The organism is Brevundimonas aurantiaca (genome assembly GCF_014199955.1).
Lineage (GTDB): Bacteria > Pseudomonadota > Alphaproteobacteria > Caulobacterales > Caulobacteraceae > Brevundimonas > Brevundimonas aurantiaca.
Genome location: NZ_JACHOQ010000008.1, coordinates 38,796 through 58,062, shown reverse-complemented (window position 1 = coordinate 58,062; position 19,267 = coordinate 38,796). Strand labels below are relative to the sequence as shown.

Annotated in this window: 15 protein-coding genes; 5 read left to right on the top strand and 10 right to left on the bottom strand. The window is 67.6% G+C overall.

All coding sequences use genetic code 11. The features are described 5' to 3' along the window. Positions 1-40 precede the first annotated feature (40 nt). The 7 genes from GGQ93_RS13340 to GGQ93_RS13310 form a co-directional block, all read right to left on the bottom strand. Positions 41-946, bottom strand: coding sequence for a DUF4232 domain-containing protein (locus tag GGQ93_RS13340; RefSeq protein ID WP_183217678.1), 906 nt, complete (start codon positions 944-946; stop codon positions 41-43). Positions 947-1,015: 69 nt separating this feature from the next. Further along, on the bottom strand, positions 1,016-1,438 hold the full coding sequence (gene mce, locus GGQ93_RS13335; RefSeq protein WP_054765052.1) for a methylmalonyl-CoA epimerase: 423 nt from the start codon (positions 1,436-1,438) through the stop codon (positions 1,016-1,018). Then, complete coding sequence (scpA, locus tag GGQ93_RS13330) at positions 1,435-3,591, bottom strand: methylmalonyl-CoA mutase (RefSeq protein ID WP_183217676.1); 2,157 nt, start codon at positions 3,589-3,591, stop codon at positions 1,435-1,437. Before scpA ends, mce begins: the two co-directional genes overlap by 4 nt. Next, positions 3,588-4,967, bottom strand: coding sequence for a methylmalonyl-CoA mutase family protein (locus GGQ93_RS13325; RefSeq protein ID WP_183217674.1), 1,380 nt, complete (start codon positions 4,965-4,967; stop codon positions 3,588-3,590). The genes scpA and GGQ93_RS13325 overlap by 4 nt, the downstream gene beginning before the upstream one ends. A 232-nt stretch (positions 4,968-5,199) precedes the next feature. Further along, positions 5,200-7,179, bottom strand: coding sequence for an acetyl-CoA carboxylase biotin carboxylase subunit (locus tag GGQ93_RS13320; RefSeq protein ID WP_183217672.1), 1,980 nt, complete (start codon positions 7,177-7,179; stop codon positions 5,200-5,202). Between the two features lie 64 nt (positions 7,180-7,243). Beyond that, a complete protein-coding gene (locus GGQ93_RS13315) occupies positions 7,244-7,987 on the bottom strand; it encodes a hypothetical protein (RefSeq protein WP_183217670.1) in 744 nt (247 codons plus the stop codon). Positions 7,988-7,997: 10 nt separating this feature from the next. Beyond that, positions 7,998-9,533 (bottom strand): acyl-CoA carboxylase subunit beta, encoded by a 1,536-nt coding sequence (locus GGQ93_RS13310; protein WP_182714088.1) that lies wholly within the window; start codon positions 9,531-9,533, stop codon positions 7,998-8,000. Between GGQ93_RS13310 and GGQ93_RS13305 the strand changes: the two genes are divergently transcribed. Genes GGQ93_RS13305 through GGQ93_RS13285 form a run of 5 tightly spaced genes read left to right on the top strand, consistent with a single transcriptional unit; the run spans position 9,532 to position 14,581 of the window. Then, entirely contained in the window at positions 9,532-9,672 is a 141-nt protein-coding gene (locus GGQ93_RS13305; RefSeq protein ID WP_152949744.1) for a hypothetical protein, read from the top strand. The two genes, GGQ93_RS13310 and GGQ93_RS13305, sit on opposite strands and share 2 nt — an antisense overlap. Next, positions 9,665-11,101 carry a helix-turn-helix domain-containing protein gene (locus tag GGQ93_RS13300; RefSeq protein WP_183217668.1) on the top strand — a complete coding sequence of 479 codons (1,437 nt, stop codon included), beginning with the start codon at positions 9,665-9,667 and terminating at the stop codon, positions 11,099-11,101. Before GGQ93_RS13305 ends, GGQ93_RS13300 begins: the two co-directional genes overlap by 8 nt. A gap of 7 nt (positions 11,102-11,108) precedes the next feature. Further along, positions 11,109-12,146 (top strand): oxidoreductase, encoded by a 1,038-nt coding sequence (locus tag GGQ93_RS13295; RefSeq protein ID WP_183217665.1) that lies wholly within the window; start codon positions 11,109-11,111, stop codon positions 12,144-12,146. A gap of 51 nt (positions 12,147-12,197) precedes the next feature. Further along, positions 12,198-14,129 (top strand): BCCT family transporter, encoded by a 1,932-nt coding sequence (locus GGQ93_RS13290; RefSeq protein ID WP_224764335.1) that lies wholly within the window; start codon positions 12,198-12,200, stop codon positions 14,127-14,129. Between the two features lie 47 nt (positions 14,130-14,176). After that, positions 14,177-14,581 carry a DUF1622 domain-containing protein gene (locus tag GGQ93_RS13285; RefSeq protein WP_183217663.1) on the top strand — a complete coding sequence of 135 codons (405 nt, stop codon included), beginning with the start codon at positions 14,177-14,179 and terminating at the stop codon, positions 14,579-14,581. Positions 14,582-14,605: 24 nt separating this feature from the next. Here GGQ93_RS13285 and GGQ93_RS13280 read toward each other — a convergent pair whose 3' ends face one another. From GGQ93_RS13280 to GGQ93_RS13270, 3 genes are read right to left on the bottom strand one after another with little or no spacing between them, the layout of a single operon-like run. After that, positions 14,606-15,721: an osmoprotectant NAGGN system M42 family peptidase gene (locus GGQ93_RS13280; RefSeq protein WP_183217661.1), complete on the bottom strand. Its 1,116-nt coding sequence runs from the start codon at positions 15,719-15,721 to the stop codon at positions 14,606-14,608. Between the two features lie 10 nt (positions 15,722-15,731). Continuing rightward, positions 15,732-17,501: an N-acetylglutaminylglutamine synthetase gene (gene ngg, locus GGQ93_RS13275; protein WP_183217659.1), complete on the bottom strand. Its 1,770-nt coding sequence runs from the start codon at positions 17,499-17,501 to the stop codon at positions 15,732-15,734. Then, positions 17,491-19,266: an N-acetylglutaminylglutamine amidotransferase gene (locus GGQ93_RS13270; protein WP_152949738.1), complete on the bottom strand. Its 1,776-nt coding sequence runs from the start codon at positions 19,264-19,266 to the stop codon at positions 17,491-17,493. Before GGQ93_RS13270 ends, ngg begins: the two co-directional genes overlap by 11 nt. Position 19,267: the final 1 nt, after the last annotated feature.

Here is a 19,267-nt window from a genome sequence, read left to right as displayed (position 1 = left end):
CGCCCATTTCGGCCGGGTTTCCAGACGTCTCGACGCGATGTCAGGTCGCGGCCTGGGGGTTTTCCTCGGCCCTGATCGGACTGACGCGGATCTTGCCTCCGCACGGCTGGAAGGCGAAGGGCAGACTGACTGCCGCCGTGTCGCCGGGCGCGGTGACCCGAAGGCTCGCCACATTGGGACAGGTCTTCTGCATCGTCTCGTCGGGGATGACGTTCCAGGCGGTTTCGAAATAGGCCTTGGCCTGGGGCGCCAGTTCGACCGGCGTCGGAGCCTGGCCCTGGCGGAAATAGCTGCCGGGGCTCTGGTCGGCGCGGATCGAGGTCAGGGTCCGCCCCTGCGCGTCCAACAGGGTCACGCCGGGATAGCCGGTCAGGCTGCACGCCTGGCGGCCGATGTTCTGGAGGCTGAAGTTGCGCACCCGATTGCCCGCCCCGGCGTCGCCGCCCTCGGTCGCGAGCTTCAGCTGCGGCCCCTTACAGGGGGTGGAGGCCGGCAGCACCCCGCCGGGCGCCGGCGTGACCGCCGGATCCGGCTGGGCCTCGGCCAAGGGAGACGGCGTCCCCGCCGGTCGGGCGCAGCGTTCCAGGACGGCCACGCCGACCTGGTCGTTCGGGCTGAGCCGGCTGAGGGTGGCCGTCTCCTGGCCGTCACGGGTGGCGGTCCACCATTCGACGCCGGAGCCGACATAGCGGGCCCCACTGGCGGCCTGGGCGGACCGCAGATCATAGGTCCGGCCCTTATAGGCCAGCTGGGCGGTGGCGCTGTCGGCATAGCGGGCCTCGACCGTCGCGCCGCTTTCGCAGGCGTAGCCGACGCCCGGAACCGGCGGGGCGGGCACGGGCTGGGCCTCGACCGGGGCGACCGGCTGCTCCGGCTCGGCCTGCTGACAGGCGGAGACGCCCGTCAGGGCGGCGATGGCGAGCAGGGCGGTCAGGCGGCGCGTCATGATCAGGTCTCCTGTTCACGCCCTTAACGGTCAAGCTGGCGAAAAGCTCCAGCGACCCGTGATCGGTCTTCAGTGATCGCCTTTCGGCGTCTCCATCAGCTCGATCAGCACCCCGCCCATCTCTTTCGGATGCAGGAAGACGACCGGCGTCCCGTGCGCCCCGATGCGCGGCTCGCCCGTGCCCAGGAGGGTCACCCCCTTGGCCCGCATCTCGGCGACGGCGTCGTGGATGTCCTCGACCTCGAAACAGACGTGATGCTGGCCGCCCTTGGGGTTCTTGGCGAGGAAGCCGACGATGGGGCTGGTCTCGTCATAGGGCTCGATCAGCTCGATCTGAGCCGTCGGGGTGTCGATGAAACAGACCTTCACCCCCTGCGCGGGCAGGTCGAAGGGCTCCCCGATCTTCGTCGCGCCCAGCACGTCGCGATACAGTTTGATCGAGTCCGCGATGGACGGGGTCGCCACCCCGACATGGTTCAGGGCGCCGATCATGCGGTCTCCTTTGGGGCAGGCTGGGCGTAACCCAGCCGCTGGTTCAGCTTCTCGATCAGGTCCGCCGCCGTATCGGCGATGGCCGAACCGGGCGGATAGACGGCCGCCGCCCCCATATCGAGCAGGGGCTGCACGTCGGACGGCGGGATGACGCCGCCGACCACGATCATGATGTCGGGCCGTCCAAGCCGTTCCAGCTCGGCCTTCAGTTCCGGCACCAGGGTCAGATGCCCGGCGGCCAGCGAACTGGCGCCCACTGCGTGAACCCCCTTGTCCACCGCATCGCGCGCCGCCTCGGCCGGGGTCTGGAACAGGGCGCCGGCGGTGACGTCGAAGCCCAGGTCGCCGTAGCCGGTGGCGACCACCTTCTGGCCCCGATCGTGCCCGTCCTGACCAAGCTTGGCGATCAGGATGCGCGGCGGCCCGCCGTCGTTCTCGACGAAGGTCGCCACCATCTCGCGGGCGCGGGCGAAGCGGGCGTCCGTCCCCGCCTCCTTGGCATAGACGCCCGACACGGTCTGCACCGTCGCCACATGGCGGCCGAAGGCGGCCTCCAGCGCGTCGGAGATTTCCCCCACCGTCGCCTTGGCCCGCGCGGCCTGCACCGCCAGCTCCAGCAGGTTCGCCTTCCCGCGCGCACCGTTCGTCAGCGCCTCCAGCGCCGCATCGGTCGCCGCCGGGTCTCGCTCGGCCCGCAGCCGTTTCAGCTTGTCGATCTGGGCCGCCAGCACTGCCGCATTGTCGACCTTCAGCATCGGAATATCGTCGACGACGGGGTTCAGATATTTGTTCACCCCCACCACCGTCTGCTGGCCGGTGTCGATCCGGGCCTGGGTGCGGGCGGCGGACTCCTCGATCCTCAGCTTGGGGATGCCGGCCTCGATGGCCTTGGCCATGCCGCCCAGGGCCTCGACCTCGGCCATGTGGGCGCGCGCCCGTTCGGCCAGTTCGTGCGTCAGCCGCTCGACATAATAGCTGCCGCCCCAGGGGTCGATGACGCGGGTCAGGCCGGTCTCCTGCTGCAACAGGATCTGGGTATTGCGCGCGATCCGGGCCGAGAAGTCGGTCGGAAGCGCCAGGGCCTCGTCCAGGGCGTTGGTGTGCAGGCTCTGGGTCTGCCCGCCCGCCGCCGCCATGGCCTCGACCATGGTGCGGCTGACATTGTTGAACACGTCCTGCGCCGCCAGGCTCCAGCCCGAGGTCTGGCAGTGGGCGCGCAGGGACAGGGACTTGGGATCGACCCCGCCCTCCTTGCGCACCGCCTCGGCCCACAACAGGCGGCCGGCCCGCATCTTGGCCACCTCCATGAAATAGTTCATGCCGATGGCCCAGAAGAAGCTCAGGCGCGGCGCGAACCGGTCGATCGGCATGCCCGCCGCGACGCCCGCCCGCAGATATTCGATCCCGTCCGCCAGGGTGTAGGCCAGCTCGATGTCGGCCGAGGCGCCCGCCTCCTGCATGTGATAGCCGGAGATGGAGATGCTGTTGAACTTCGGCGTCTCCTGCGCCGTCCAGGCGAAGATGTCGGCGATGATCCGCATCGAGGGCTCAGGCGGATAGATGTAGGTGTTGCGGACCATGAACTCCTTCAGAATGTCGTTCTGAATGGTCCCGGTCAGGGCCGCGTGCGGCACGCCCTGTTCTTCCGCCACGACGACATAGAGGGCCAGGATCGGCAGCACCGCCCCGTTCATCGTCATCGACACCGACATCTGGTCCAGCGGTATGCCGTCAAACAGGGTCCGCATGTCATAGATGCTGTCGATGGCCACGCCGGCCATGCCGACGTCGCCCTTTACCCTGGGATGGTCGCTGTCATAGCCCCGGTGCGTCGCCAGATCGAAGGCGATGCTCAGTCCCTTCTGCCCCGCCGCCAGATTGCGGCGATAGAAGGCGTTCGACTCCTCGGCGGTCGAAAAGCCGGCGTACTGGCGGATGGTCCAGGGATTGCCCGCATACATGGTCGGATAGGGCCCGCGCACGAAGGGCGCGAACCCCGGCAGACCGTCCTGGTGCGCCAGCCCCTCCAGCGCCTCGGCGCCGTATGAGGTCGCCACGGTCAGCCCCTCGGGCGTCAGCCATGGGTCCCGCTTCGGCCCCTGCCCGGTCGGCGCTAGGTCCAGGCTGATCTTGCTGAAATCGGGGAAGCTCATCCGATCACCTCCTCGAAGGCCGCAGCGAAGCGGATCGGGCTCAGGGGTTCGCACACCCGCACCCCCGCAACCGCCGCCTCATCGACCGCCTCGACCGGCGCCGGCCGCACCTCGGGGTCCACATATTTCGTCACGCCGATGATCTGGGCCGCGCCGTTCTTCAGCGCCGCCTCACGCTGGGCGCGGGCGCGGGCGATGCGCGGCTGGATCACCGAGCCCTTCAGGGCCTCGACCAGGCCGCCCTCGGCCTCGATCATCTGGAACTCGGCCCAGCCGGCCTCGGCCAGATCCCGCGTCCGGGCGTCCAGATACCAGCTCCCCGCCGCCGGATCATCGACCCGGCCCAGATGCGCCTCCTCCATCAGCACCAGCTGGGTGTTCCTCGCCTGCCGCCGGGCGAAGGCGTCGGACCGCCCGGTCGCGCGGGTGAAGCCGTCCAGCACCACCACGTCCGCGCCCCCCACGGCGCCCGCAAACCCCGCCGCCGTCAGCCGCAGCAGATTGGGCCAGGGATCGCGCGCCGACAGCATCCGCCGCGACGACCGCACCTCGATCACCGCCGACGCCTGCACCTCAAACGCTCGCGTCAAGGCCGCCCAGATCAGCCGCATGGCCCGAACCTTGGCCAGGCTGTCGAAATATTCCGCATCGACCGACAGGCCGACCACCGTCCCCTTCAGCGCCGCCTCGACCGACATCCCGGCGTCCACCGCCGCCTTCGCATGGGCCACGACGCTTGAGGCCGCAAAGGCCAGCTCCTGCGCCGCCGATCCGCCCGCCTCGTGCGCCACGCGCCCGCCGGCCATGAAGAAGCTCGCCTCGGGATAGGCCCCCGCATGCCGGGCCGCCGTATTGGCCGCCAGGCTCAGATGCTCTTCGACCGAACGCGGCGCCCCGCCCGCCTCGGCGAAGGCCGAGACCGGATCCATGTGGAACCTCAACTTGGCGCGCGGCGACCCCTTGGCGACGACCGCCAGGGCGTTGGCCGCGTCCGGCCCGTCGATCCCGGCGTCCAGCGCCACCGGCGCCAGCTCCAGCGCAACGCCTTCCAGCGCCCGGCCCAAGGGCGCGGAATCCGCCAGCACGCGGCCCTTCAGCACCACCGACGCCGCGCCGTTCTCCAGATCGGTCAGCACGGCCTCATTCACCGCCTCGGGATCATCCCCCTCGACCAGGGTCCGCAGATCCCAGGCCCGGCCTTCGGAATCGGACGGCCGGGGCGCGAAGATCGGCTGGACGCCGGTGGCCCCGGCGTACAGGGGCCGCGTCGCCAACTGGTCCGCATCGAGGTGCATCAGCGACTCGATCGGCCGATCCTTCAGCGCCTTCTGGGCGGCTTCCCGCCATTCGAGGGGCGTGGGGATGGGGAAGCTCATGCGCCCGCCCCCCCTTCTACTTTCGTCATCCTCCGGCAAGCCGCGAAGCGGCGCAGACCGGGGGAGCCAGCGGCGCGCGAGAGCGCGAACCTGCCGCACACGCCGGCCTGCCCGTCGAGGCGCTGACGCGCCGCCCTGCGGGCTTTCGCCTTCGCTTCGCTACGGCGCCGCTGGGTCCCCCGGTCGCTCCTGCGGAGCGCCGGAGGATGACGAAAGAGGAGAAGGGCAACCATCACCCGAACTCCACCAGCACGTCATCGGCCGCCACCGGATCGCCGTCCTTGGCCCCGACCGCCTTAACCACCCCGTCGCGCTCCGCCTTCAGGATATTCTGCATCTTCATGGCCTCGATGATCGCCACCGTCTCGCCGGTCTTGACTTCCTGGCCGACCACGACCGGGATCGACACCACCAGACCCGGCATGGGCGACAGCACCAGTTTCGACGTATCCGCGACCGCCTTCTCCGGCAGGCGCGCATACAGTTCGGCGACCTGCGGCCGCAGCACCCGCACCCGCGCCTTCGCCGCGCGGTGGCGGATGTCGAAGCCGTCGGCCACGCGTCGAACCTCGGCGGTGAAGGCCTCGCCGTCCAGCTCGGCCTTGAACTGGGCTAGGCCCGGCCGCCAGTCGATCTCCGACAGGCGGATGTCGCCCCCGCCCGTCAGGGTCAGGATCATCGCCTCGTCCGCATCATAGGACAGGCCCACCCCGTGCGGCGTCTTGTCGATCATCACGATCCAGTCGGTGCGGTCGGACGGATCGCCGTCCTGTTCGGCGATGATCTCGTGCATTGCCATGGCGGCCGCGATCAGGATCCGCTCCTGCTCCACTGTCGGCTTCAGGCCATGGAAGCCGTCCGGGAATTCGTCCTTGATATAGCTGGTCGACAGCCGGCCCGACTTGAACCGCTCCTGGTCCATCACCGCCGCCAGGAAGGGCACATTATGCCCCAGGCCCGACAGATGGGTGTCCTCCAGCGCCCGGGCCATGCCCGTCACGGCCGCCTCGCGTGTCTCGCCCCAGGCGCACAGTTTGGCGATCATCGGGTCGTAGAACATGCTGATCTCGTCGCCCTCGCGGACGCCGGAATCGTTTCGGACCACATAGCCGTCCTGCTCGCCCTCCTCCGGCTGCTCGTATCGGACCAGCCGACCGATGGAGGGCAGGAAGCCGCGATAGGGATCCTCGGCGTAGATCCGGCTCTCTATGGCCCAGCCGTCGATCTTCAGATCCTTCTGTTCGAAGGCCAGTTTCTCGCCCCAGGCCGAACGGATCATCTGTTCGACCAGATCGACCCCGGTGATCAGCTCCGTGACCGGATGTTCGACCTGAAGACGGGTGTTCATCTCCAGGAAATAAAACGACTTGTCCTGCCCCGCCACGAACTCGACCGTACCGGCCGAGTCATAGTTCACCGCCTGGGCCAGGGCCACGGCCTGGGCCCCCATGGCGGCGCGGGTGGCCTCGTCCAGCAGGGGCGAGGGCGCCTCCTCGATGACCTTCTGGTTGCGGCGCTGGATCGAACATTCGCGCTCGAACAGATGGACCACATGGCCGTGCTTGTCGCCCAGCACCTGGATCTCGATGTGGCGCGGATCGATGATGAACTTCTCAAGAAAGACCCGGTCGTCGCCGAAGGCGTTCAGCGCCTCGGCCTTCACCGCCGCGAACCCCTCGGCCATGTCGGCGTCCGAATGGGCCACGCGGATGCCCTTGCCGCCGCCGCCGGCGCTGGCCTTGATCATGATCGGATAGCCGATCTGGTTGGCGATCTTGACCGCCTCTTCCGGCGTCTCGATCAGCCCCATATGCCCCGGCACGGTCGAGACCCCCGCCTCGGCCGCCAGCTTCTTGGAGCTGATCTTGTCGCCCATGGCCTCAATGGCCTCGGGGTTCGGGCCGATGAAGGCGATGCCCTCGTCCCTCAGCCGCCGCGCGAACCCGGCGTTCTCAGACAGGAAGCCAAAGCCCGGATGCACGGCTTCCGCCCCCGTCTGGCGCACCGCCTCGACGATCTTGTCGGCCAGCAGATAGGACTGCGCCGCCGGCGCCGGCCCGATCAGCACCGCCTCGTCGGCCATCTCGACCGCCAACGACCCGGCGTCGGCCTCCGAATAGACCTGCACGGTTTTGATGCCCATGCGGCGGCAGGTCTTGATGATCCGAACCGCGATCTCGCCCCGGTTGGCGATGAGGATTTTGGAGAACATTTTTTGCCCTACTCGCGAAGAACGCAGAGGTGTGTGGAGAAGTTGTTTGAGCAGAGAGCGCTGATCATTCGCGTTGACCCGCTATGTCGCGATTTCGCACGAGGCCCTGCGCCAACAGCTTTTCATCAATGTGCTCAGCAAGCGCTCTGACTGCCTGCTTTGCCGCCGTCACAACAACATGATTAAGGACAATTTTGTCACCATCCAAAGCAATGGTGGGGTATTTATTCCTATAAATCTCATCCACCAGACCATCCCGATGAACTAGTATGTGGCGGGCATCTAGATATGGAATTGCTGCATCTAGTATATTTTTCTCCAGCCTAAGGCCGAGTCGTTTTCCAATTTTATCAATGAGCGTGATTGTGCTTCGCTCATTCTCTAGGGCGCGGAAAATCTTCTCACTCATCAGCCTTACAACGGCTTCCCACGAACCTGCACCGATGATCTCTGTGGCATGTAAATCCAATCTTACTTCTCCCACAAAGCGATTTGGATCGACTCCAGCTAATGCAGCGCGCGCAAGAGACGTGGATAGATAGTCAGCAAAATCTTCGTACAGCTCCTTTATAAAACCGATGTACAAAGTTCTCTTGAGGTGAAGACCAACGATATTTCTCGAATTCTTAGAATTAACTCGACTTCCTAATCTCGGATACCTCGCAGCATCAACTCCGATTGCGATCGCAATGCTGTCTTGGGAATTTGGCCGGTCCAAGAAATTGCGTATCAAGACATCGTTCAGCTCGAGATCAGACTCGTAGCTGACGACCCTATCGATAAACCTATTGAGAGCCTTGGTGGGCATCTGTTGGCCCCTACAGCGGAATATTATCGTGCTTCTTCCAGGGGTTCTCCTGGACCTTGTTCTTCAGCGTCCGCAGCGCCTTCACCAGCCGCCGTCGCGTCCCGTGCGGCATGATGACGTCGTCGATGTAGCCCAGCCCCGCCGCCACGAACGGATTGGCGAACCGGTCCTTGTACTCGGCCTCGCGCGCGGCCAGGGCGGCCGGATCGCCGGCCTCCTTGCGGAAGATGATCTCGACCGCGCCCTTGGCGCCCATGACCGCGATCTCGGCGGTGGGCCAGGCGTAGTTGACGTCGCCGCGCAGGTGTTTGGAACTCATCACGTCATAGGCGCCGCCATAGGCCTTGCGCGTGATCAGGGTCAGTTTCGGAACCGTCGCCTCGGCATAGGCGAACAGCAGCTTGGCCCCGTGTTTGATCAGGCCGCCGTACTCCTGCTTGGTCCCCGGCATGAAGCCCGGCACGTCCACGAAGGTGACGATCGCAATGCCGAAGGCGTCGCAGAAGCGCACGAAGCGCGCGGCCTTGCGGCTTGAATCGATGTCCAGCACCCCGGCCAGCACCTGGGGCTGGTTGGCGACGATCCCGACCGTCTGGCCGTCCAGCCGGCCGAAGCCGCAGATGATGTTCTTGGCGAAGTCGGCCCCGATCTCGAAGAAGTCGGCCTCATCGACCACCTTCAGGATCAGCTCCTTCATGTCATAGGGCTGGTTCGGATTGGCCGGGATCAATGTGTCCAGGCTCGGTTCGTCCCGCTCGGGCTCGTCATAGCTCTCGCGCACCGGCGGCTTTTCGCGGTTCGACAGGGGCAAAAAGCCGATCAGGCGACGCACCTCCGACAGGGCCTCCAGGTCGTTCTCGAACGCCCCGTCCGCCACGCCCGACTTGCCGGCATGGACCCGCGCCCCGCCGAGATCCTCGTGGCTGACGACCTCATTGGTGACCGTCTTCACCACGTCCGGGCCGGTCACGTACATGTAGCTGGTGTCCTTCACCATGAAGATGAAGTCGGTGATGGCCGGGGAATAGACGTCGCCGCCCGCGCACGGCCCCATGATCACGCTGATCTGGGGAATGACGCCGCTGGCCAGGGTGTTCTGCAGGAAGATGTCGGCGTAGCCGGCCAGGCTCTCCACCCCCTCCTGGATCCGCGCCCCGCCCGCGTCGAACAGGCCGATGATCGGCGCGCCGGTGGTCAGGGCCATCTTCTGCAGCTTGACGATCTTGGCCGCATGGGCGCCCGACAGGCTGCCGCCGAACACCGTGAAATCCTTGGAGAAGACATAGACCAGCCGCCCGCCGATGGTGCCGCGCCCCGTCACCACCCCGTCGCCGGGGATGCGCTGCGTCTCCATCCCGAAGTCGTGGCTGCGGTGCTCGACGAACATGTCGGTCTCCTCGAAGGAGCCCTCGTCCAGCAGAACGTCGATGCGTTCGCGCGCCGTCAGCTTGCCCTTGGCGTGCTGGGCGGCGATACGCTTTTCCCCGCCGCCCAGTTTCGCGGCGGCGCGACGGCGCTCCAGTTCTTCAAGGATGGCTTGAGTCATGATCGGTTTCGGCCTCTCGTTCGAACGGCAAGGCGTGGCGCCTTCATCGCAAAATGGCAAACGCAACTTTGCAAAAGATGCGGAACTGCGCGGACTTGCAAAGGCGGCGGCTGTGAACTGCAAACTTGCGAATGGCTGAGAAGCTTTTTCTGGGACCCAAGCTGCGCAAGCTGCGCGAGGCGCGCGGCTGGACGCTGGAGGCCTGCGCCGAACGGCTGGGCCTGTCGCCCTCCTATCTGTCGCAGATCGAGACCAATCAGCGTCCGGCCACGGCCCGCGTCCTGATCGCCCTGACCCGCGCCTTCCATATCGACGCCAGCCTGTTCGATCTCGAGGGCGACGCCCGCCTGATCGCCGACCTGCGCGAGGCCACCACCGACATCGCCGGTCCGGTCAGCGGCGGGGCCGAGCCCCCGACCGCGGCCGAGCTGAAACAGGCCGTCGCCAACACCCCGCGCCTGGCCCATCAGTTCCTGGCCCTGCACCAGGCCTTCCGCCAGCTGGACGAGCGGGTGAAGGCGCTGGACGACACCCTGGGCCGCGACGAACTGGGCGCCCGCGTCGCCCTGCTGCCCTATGAGGAGGTCCGCGACTTCTTCCACTACCGCGACAACTACGTCGACAGCCTGGACACGGCGGCCGAGGCCCTGGCGGCCGACATCCCCCAGGACGGCCCGATCGAACGGGCGCTGGAGACCCTGCTGGCCGACCGGCACGGCGTCCGCACCGTCTATGTCGCGGGTCAGGAGGCGCTGCGCCGCTACGATCCCGCCAGTCGCATACTCTCCCTGGACGCCTGGCAGCCGGGCGCCACCCGCTCCTTCCAGCAGGCCCACCAACTGGCCCTCATGTCCTTTCGCGACCTGATCGAGAGCGAGCTGGACCGCGCCGCCTTCCGCACCCAGGCCGCGCGCGACGTGGCCCGCGTCGGCCTGGCCAACTACGCCGCCGGCGCGCTCCTGTTGCCCTACCGCGCCTTCCTCGAGGCGGCGCGGGCCGAGAAACACGACATCGACCGCCTGCGCACCCGCTTCCAGGTCAGTTTCGAACAGGTCTGCCACCGGCTCTCGACCCTGCAACGGCCCGGCTGGCGCGGGGTGCCCTTCTATTTCGCCCGCGTCGACATGGCCGGCAACATCACCAAGCGGCACAGCGCGACCCGCTTCCAGTTCGCCCGCTTCGGCGGCGCCTGCCCCCTGTGGAACGTCCACGAAGCCTTCGCCACGCCCGACCGGATCGGGGTCCAGCTGGCCGAGATGCCCGACGGCTCGCGCTACATCTCCATTGCACGCTCAGTGTCCAAACCCAGCGGCTCCTATCTGGCCAACGATCGCCGCTACGCCCTGTCCCTGGGCTGCGAGGTCGAGCACGCCGGATCCCTGGTCTACGCCGCCGGCCTGGACCTGAACGGCCCCGCCGCCCGGATCGGCGTCAGCTGCCGCATCTGCGAGCGCACCGACTGCACCCAGCGCGCCTTCCCGCCCCTGGACCGCGCCCTTCACGTGCCCGAGAACGAGCGCGGCGTGGTGCCCTATGTGCTGGATGGGCCCCGCCCGGACCGCTATTGATCGGGGCATGACCTCACACGCACCCATCGGCGTCGCCGTCGTCGGCTACGGCCTGGCGGGCCAGACCTTCCACGCCCCCCTGATCGAAGCGACCCCCGGCCTGCACCTGACCGCCGTCGTCTCGTCCCGCCCTGAAGCGGTTCACGCCGACCTGCCGGACGTCGCGGTCCTGCCCGACCTGGACGCCGCCCTGGCCCGCGACGACATCGGCCTGATCGTCGTCGCCACCCCCGACGCCCTGCACGCCGAACAGTCGATCGCCGCGCTTCAGGCCGGCAAGTCCGTGGTGGTGGACAAGCCCTTCGCCGCCACGCTGGAGCAGGCTGAGGCAGTCGCCGCCGTCGCCGCCGATGCGCCCGGCGTTTTCAGCGTCTTCCAGAACCGCCGCTGGGACGCCGACTTCCTGACCCTGCGCCGGCTGATCGCCGAGGGGGAACTCGGCGAAATCGCCGTGTTCGAAAGCCACTACGACCGCTTCCGCCCGACCGTGACCGACCGCTGGAAGGACAGACGCGACGGCGGCGTCTGGGCCGACCTGGGCCCGCACCTGATCGACCAGGCGGTGCAACTGTTCGGCCCGCCCCTGGGCGTCTACGCCGACCTCCAGGCCCAGCGCGTCGGCGCGACCGCCATCGACTACGCCCACGTCCTGCTGCGCTACGACCGACTGCGCGTCATCCTGAACATGAGCCACCTCGCCGCCGAGGCCAGCCTCCGCTACGTCGTCCACGGCACGGGCGGCAGCTTCATCAAACACGGCCTCGACGCCCAGGAGAGCCAATCCAAGGCGGGCCTGCGTCCCGGCGCCCCCGACTGGGGTCTGGACCCGTCGCCCGGCGTGCTGACCAGGCAGATCGACGGCGGAGCCGTCCGCACCACGCCTGCGCCCGAACGCGGCGACTACCCGGCCTTCTATGCTGCAGTCCGCGACGCCGTCCGCGGCGAGGCGCCCGCGCCCGTTCCCGCCGACCAGGCGCTGATCGTCATGCGCGTCCTGGACGCCGGCCTGCGCAGCGCCGCAGAGCGGCGGGAAATCCCCCTGTGAAGACGGTCTGAAAGCCGGTTTGAACCGAACGCGGCAATGGAGTCCGCAACCATGGCGGAACTGTCACGCTATAGGTCCATGCTTAAGACCAAGATGAATCCGCGCGTCTTCTGGGGCGCAAGCCTGATCGTCGGCCTGCTGCTGGCCCTGGCCGTCGCCGCCCCCGGCGAGTCCGACCGTCTGTTCCAGGCCGCTCAAGGCTGGGTGATCGACACCTTCGGCTGGTTCTACATCGCCGCCGTCGCCGGATTTCTGCTGCTGATCCTGTTCCTCGCCCTGGGGCCGACCGGGGCCCTAAAGCTGGGGCCGGACGATTCGGAGCCGGACTTCCCCTATGTCTCCTGGCTGGCCATGCTGTTCGCCGCCGGCATGGGCATCGGCCTGATGTATTTCGCCGTCGCCGAGCCGATCCAGCATTACGCCAGCCCGCCCGAGGCCCAGCCCCGCACCTTCGATGCGGCGCGAGAGGCGATGGTGATCACCTTCACCCATTGGGGCGTCCACGCCTGGGCCGTCTATGCGCTGGTCGGGCTCAGCCTGGCCTATTTCGCCCATCGCAAGGGCCTGCCGCTGACCCTTCGCTCGGGCCTGTCGCCCCTGTTGGGCCGGAGGATCAACGGACCGATCGGCGACGCCGTCGACGTCTTCGCCATCTGCGGCACCCTGTTCGGCATCGCCACCTCCCTGGGTCTGGGGGTGTCGCAGATCAACAGCGGGCTTAACGATTTGACCGGCCTGCCCAATACGCCCTGGGTGCAGGTGGGGCTGATCGCCTTGGTCATGGCGTGCGCGACCGCCTCGGTGCTGACCGGACTGGACAAGGGGGTCCGGCGGCTGTCGGAGCTGAACCTGGTGCTGGCGGTGCTGCTGATGCTGTTCGTCCTGGTCGTCGGGCCGACCGGCTTCCTCTTGAAGGCCCTGGTCCAGAACTTCGGCCTCTATCTGGACCATTTCTTCATCCGCACCTTCAACCTCTACGCCTATGAGCCCCGCGGCTGGATGGCGAACTGGACCCTGTTCTACTGGGCCTGGTGGATCGCCTGGTCGCCCTTCGTGGGCATGTTCATCGCCCGCATCTCACGCGGCCGCACGGTGCGGGAGTTCGTCATCGGCGTGCTGCTGGTTCCCACCGGCTTCACCTTTCTGTGGATGACGATCTTCGGCAATACGGCGGTCAATCTCGATATGGGGGTCGCAGCGGGGGCCATCGCCGATGCGGTGACGGCGGACCTGTCCACCGCCATATTCCGCTTCTTCGAGGAACTGCCGGGCGCCGCCGTCACCTCGACCCTGGCGGTGCTGCTGGTGGCGGTCTTCTTCGTCACCTCGGCGGATTCCGGCTCATTGGTGATCGACACCATCGCGTCGGGCGGGGCCGACGATACGCCGCGTTGGCAAAGGGTCTATTGGTGTTCGCTGGAGGGGCTGGCCGCCGCCCTGCTGCTGTTGGCCGGCGGCCTGGGCGCGCTTCAGGCGGCGACCCTGGTGGCCGCCCTGCCCTTCGCCGTCATCATGATCCTGCTGGCCGCCGGACTGGTGCGGCAGATGAACGCCGACCTGGCCGGACGCGCGGTCGAGACCGAAGGCCCGCCCCTGTCCGAACAGCTCAAACGCATTCTGTCGCCCGCGAACCGGCGCGACATCGACCGCCAGCTGGATCAGGCCGGAGCCCCGGCCCTTGAGACGGTTCGCGCGGCCCTGTCCGCCGAAGGACTGGAGGCTGAGGTGGCGCGCGAGGCGACAGGCCTGGTCCTGACCGCGACCGGTCAGAACGGGCCGACGTTCCATTATCGCCTCGCGGCGCGTGGACGTCCGCGCCCCGCCATGACCGCGCTGGATGCGCCCGAGAAACGCCGCGCGATGGAATGGCGGCTGTCCGCCTATTCCGACGCCGCAGGGCGGGCGCGCGATCTGACGGGGTTCACGCGGGAACAGATCGTCGCGGACGTGCTTGAACATCTGCGTCTGTGGCGCATGGGTTGACGTCGCCCGGACGAGGTCGGCGATACGGATAAGCGATCGGAACGGCCATGCTGAGCCAGGTTCACGCCTTCATCCAACCGTTTGCGGTGCTGCTGGAATTGGCCGGCGCCGGCATCATCGTGGGCGGAGTCCTGCTGGCGACCGGGCTGTTCGCCCTGCACGGCGTCCGGGATCGAAACTGGCGCCAGGCCTATACCACCTATCGGGCGAACCTGGGCCGCGGCATCCTCCTCGGCCTGGAACTCCTGGTCGGGGCGGACATCATCAGCACCATCACCGCACCCCTGACGCTTCAAACGGTCGGCCTGCTGGGTCTGGTGGTCCTGATACGGACCTTCCTCAGCTTTTCGCTGGAAACGGAGATCGAGGGCTGCTGGCCCTGGCGCCGGGCCGCGAGGGCGGAGCCTGGGCGAGCCCCGAGGGCGGAGCCTGGGAGAATGGACAGGCGCTGACGCCGGCAAACCCCCTCAGTCGACCTATTCGTCGACCGGCTGGTGGGTGAAGCCCTTGACCCCGCTCAGGGGTTTGGCGTCGCGGCCGATTTCGACCTCGCTCTCGGCATAGGCGATCAGCAGACGCGTCAGGTCCGCCAGGGCGGTTTCGTGGATTCGCTCATAGCCGTGGCTGGCGTCCACGCCGAAGGTGATCAAGGCGGTGCGGATGTCCGCCCCGGATTCCAGCGCAGAGGCCGAGTCCGAGCGGTAGTAGCGGAAGACGTCCTTCTGATGCGCGATGTCGTGGTCGCGCGCCAGTTGGACCAGTTTGCGCGACAGGTGCCAGTCGAACGGCCCCGTCTGGTCGGCCATGGCGATGGTGACGCCGAACTCCGACGAGTTCTGGCCCGGCGCCGTCGTGCCGTTGTCGACCGTGACCATGGCCGCCACGTCCGGGATCAGCACGGACGAGGCGCCCAGCCCCACCTCCTCGGCGATGGTGAACAGCCACCAGGTGTCGACCGTGGGGGTGCGCTCCTCGCGGATCATGCATTCGAGAGCGGCCAAAAGGACCGCGACCCCCGCCTTGTCGTCCAGATGGCGCGAGACGATAAAGCCGGTGTCGGTGAACTCGGGCTGGGGGTCGATGGCGACGATGTCGCCGACGTCGATCCCGAGAGCCAGGGTGTCGTCGCGCCCGTGGGTCACGGCGTCGATGCGCAGCTCGACCTGACGCCAGCTGACCGGCTGGGTGTCCACCTCCTCATTGAAGGTGTGGCCCGAGGCCTTCAGCGGCAGGATGGTGCCGCGCCAGGCGCCGCCCTCCGAAAAGACTGTGGCCCGCGCGCCCTCCGCGAAGCGCGACGACCAGTGGCCGATGGCCACCAGCTCCAGCCGGCCGTTGTCCTTCACCTGTTTGACCTGGGCGCCCAGGGTGTCGACGTGGGCCACGACCGCGCGGGCAGGTTTGGGGGCCCGGCCCGGCAGGCGGGCCCGGATGGCGCCGCGTCGGGTCAGTTCATAGTCCAGCCCCAGCCGCTGCAACTCCCGGCACACCTGCCACACGGCCTCGTCGGTATAGCCGGTGGGGCTGGGCGTGTTCAGCAGGTCGGCGAGGCGGGACTTCAGATAGTCAAGGTCGATCGCTGGACGGGCCAAGGGGCCTCCTTCAGACGTCGGCGCGAACCACGGCGCGCGCCGAGGTCGGGGCGGACAGGGGGAACAACAGGTCGATGAAACGCTCGGCCGTCGGCTGGGGTTCGTGATTGGCCAGGCCGGGGCGTTCGTTGGCCTCGATGAAGGCGTAGTCGGGCTCGCGCGGCGACTTCACCATCAGGTCTATGCCGGTGACGGGGATGTCGATGGCGCGGGCGGCGGCGACGGCGGCGCGGATCAAGGTCGGGTGCACCTCCTCCGTCACATCGTGAATGGTGCCGCCCAGGTGCAGATTGGCCGCCTTGCGCACTAGAACCTCGACCCCCTCGGGCGCGACGTCGTCCAGGCCATAGCCGGCCTCGCCCAGGGTGCGTTCGGTCTCTTCATCAATCGGTATGGTCGATTCTCCGCCGGTCGCAGCGGCGCGGCGGCGGCTCTGGTGCTCGATCAGAGCCCGAAGCGGGGTGCGCCCGTCGCCAATGACGCGGGGCGGGCGACGCAGGGCGCAGGCCACGACCTTGTAGTCGATCACCACCAGACGCAGATCCTCGCCCTGGACCTGTTCCTCGATCAGCACTTCGGAACAGATGCGGCGCGCGCGGACCAGGGCCGACTGGACGGCCTTCATGGTCGTCAGACCCACGGCGACGCCCTGCCCCTGTTCGCCCCGCGCCGGCTTGACCACCAGGGCGCCGAACCGCTCCAGGGCCGCGTCGACGGCGGAGGGATCGTCAGGATCGACCCGCTCGGGCACGCGCACCCCGGCCGCCTCGACGATGCGTCGCGTCATCCGCTTGTCGTCACAGATGCTGAGCGCCACGGCCGAGGTCAGCTCCGACAGGCTCTCGCGGCACCGCACCGACCGCCCGCCCCAGTTCAGGCGAAACAGCCCGCCCTCGGCGTCGATGATCTCTGTATGGATGCCGCGCCGCCGCGCCTCATTGACGATGATGCGGGCATAGGGGTTCAGATCGTGGTCGTCGGTCGGGCCGACGAACAGGGCCTCATTGATCGGGTTCTTGCGCTTGACCCCGAAGAAGGACACGCGACGAAACCCCAGCTTCTCGTACAGGGCGATGGCCTGGTCGTTGTCGTGCATGACCGACAGATCCATGTGGGCCAGACCCTGGGTCTTGAAATGCTCGGCCAACCGCCGGACCAGGGCCTCGCCGACGCCCGGCTGGGTCGCCTGAGGATCGACCGCCAGACACCATAGCGAGGAACCGCACTCGGGATCGTCGAAGGCGCGCGCGTGATTGACTCCCGTCACCGTGCCGATGACGGCGCCCGTCGTCGCATCTTCGGCGACGAAATAGGTGATCGTCCGGTCGTCGCGATGGGACCAGAAGAAGTCGGGCGGGACCGGCACCATCCTGCGCTTGGCGTAGATGTCGTTGACCGCCTGGGCGTCCGCCTCCGACGTCAGGCGGCGCACGGTGAAACCTTTCGGCTGGCGACGGCCGGCGCGATAGGTGGCCAGCTCCAGCCGATAGGTGTGCGACGGGTCCAGGAACAGCTCCTGCGGCGCCTGGGCCAGCAGGACATGCGGATTGCGGACGTAGAAGGCGATGTCGCGCCGATCCGGCCCTTCGGCGCGCAGGGCCTCGACCAGGGGCTCGGCCGTCTCGAAGGTCTGGGCGAACAGCAGCCGGCCCCAGCCGCAGTCCAGCACGGCGTCCGGCCTCGGTCCGTCGCCGGACTGCACCGGCGGCTTCAGCCCCTCGTGACGCAGCCGCTTCAGCCGGTGCGCCTTGGACCGTTCGGGTCGAACGTCAGACGCCATGCTGTTGCATCCACATCTCGAGTACGGCGACCTGCCACAGCTCCGACCCGCGCAGCGGCGTGATGTGCTGGGTCGGATCGGCGAACAGGGTGTCCAGATACCCCCTGTCGAACAGACCCCGGTCGCGGGCGGTCTGATTGGTCAGGGCCTCGCGCACCATCTCCAGATACGGACCCTGGATGTATTTCAGCGCAGGAACGGGGAAATAGCCCTTCTTGCGGTCGATCACCTCGGACGGGATCACCAGACGCGCCGCCTCCTTCAGCACCCCCTTGCCGCCCTGGGCCAGCTTATGCTCCGGCGGAATCCGGCCGGCCAGTTCGACCAGCTCGTGGTCAAGGAACGGCACCCGCGCCTCCAGCCCCCAGGCCATGGTCATGTTGTCGACCCGCTTCACCGGATCGTCGACCAGCATCACCTGGCTGTCCAGGCGCAGGGCCTGGTCGACCGGCGTATCGGCGCCCGGTTGGGCGAAATGGGCCTCGACCAGGGCGCGGCTGACGTCGGTGTCGGCCATATAGGCGCCGTTCAACTGGGTCTTCAGCGTCGCATGGCTGCGGTCGAAAAAGGCCTTGGCGTAGGTCTCGACCGGGTCGGTCGCCTCCATCATCGGCGGGTACCAGTGATAGCCGGCGAAGACCTCGTCCGCCCCCTGGCCCGACTGCACCACCTTGATATGTTTAGAGACTTCCTGGCTCAGCAGATAGAAGCCGACGTTGTCGTAACTGACCATCGGCTCCGACATGGCCCCGATCGTCCCCGGCAGGGCCTCCATCAGCCGCTGGTGCGGCACGAAGATCTGGTGGTGTTTGGTCCCATAGTGTTTGGCGATCAGGTCGGAATAGACGAACTCGTCGCCCTTCTCGCCATTGGCCTCTTCGAAGCCGACCGAGAAGGTCAGCAGATCCTTCTGGCCCAGCTCGGCCAGCAGGCCGACGATCAGGCTGGAGTCCACCCCGCCCGACAGCAGTACGCCCACCGGCACGTCCGCGACCATGCGGCGCTTCACCGCCTCGCGCAGACTGTCCAGCACCCGGTCGCGCCAGTCCTCGGCGGTCAGGGCCGCGTCCTCGGCATGGCGGGTCATGTCGGGCCGCCAGTACAGCCGGTCCTTGGCCGTACCGTCCGCCTCGATCACCCGGATGGTCGCCGGGGGAAACTTCTTCACCCCCTTCAGTATGGTGTGCGGCGGCGGCACCACGGCGTGGAAGGTCATGTAGTGGTGGAGGCCGACCGGGTCGATGGTCTTGTCCACATCCCCCGCCGCCAGCAGGGCCGGCAGGGTCGAGGCGAACCTCAGCCGCTTGCCGCTCTCGGCCAGATACAGCGGCTTGATGCCGAACCGGTCGCGGGCGATCACGGTGCGGCCTGTGTCCCGCTCATGCAGGACAAAGGCGAACATGCCCTTGAACCGTTCGACACAGGCCTCGCCCCAGGCCTTCCAGGCCTTGATGATCACCTCGGTGTCGCCATGCGAGAAGAAGCGGAAGCCCAGCCCCTGCAGCTCTTCGCGCAGTTCCGGATAGTTGTAGATGCAGCCGTTGAAGGCCAGGGTCACGCCCAGGTCGGCGTCCACCATGGGCTGCTGCGCCGCCTCCGACAGGTCGATGATCTTCAGGCGACGGTGGCCCAGCCCCACCGGGCCGCGCATTACGATGCCGGACCCGTCCGGTCCCCGGGGCGAGAGCGCATCCGTCATGCGTTGAACGGCGCCGGCGTCGGCCGGGCGTCCGTCGAAATTGATCTCGCCGCTAAGACCGCACATG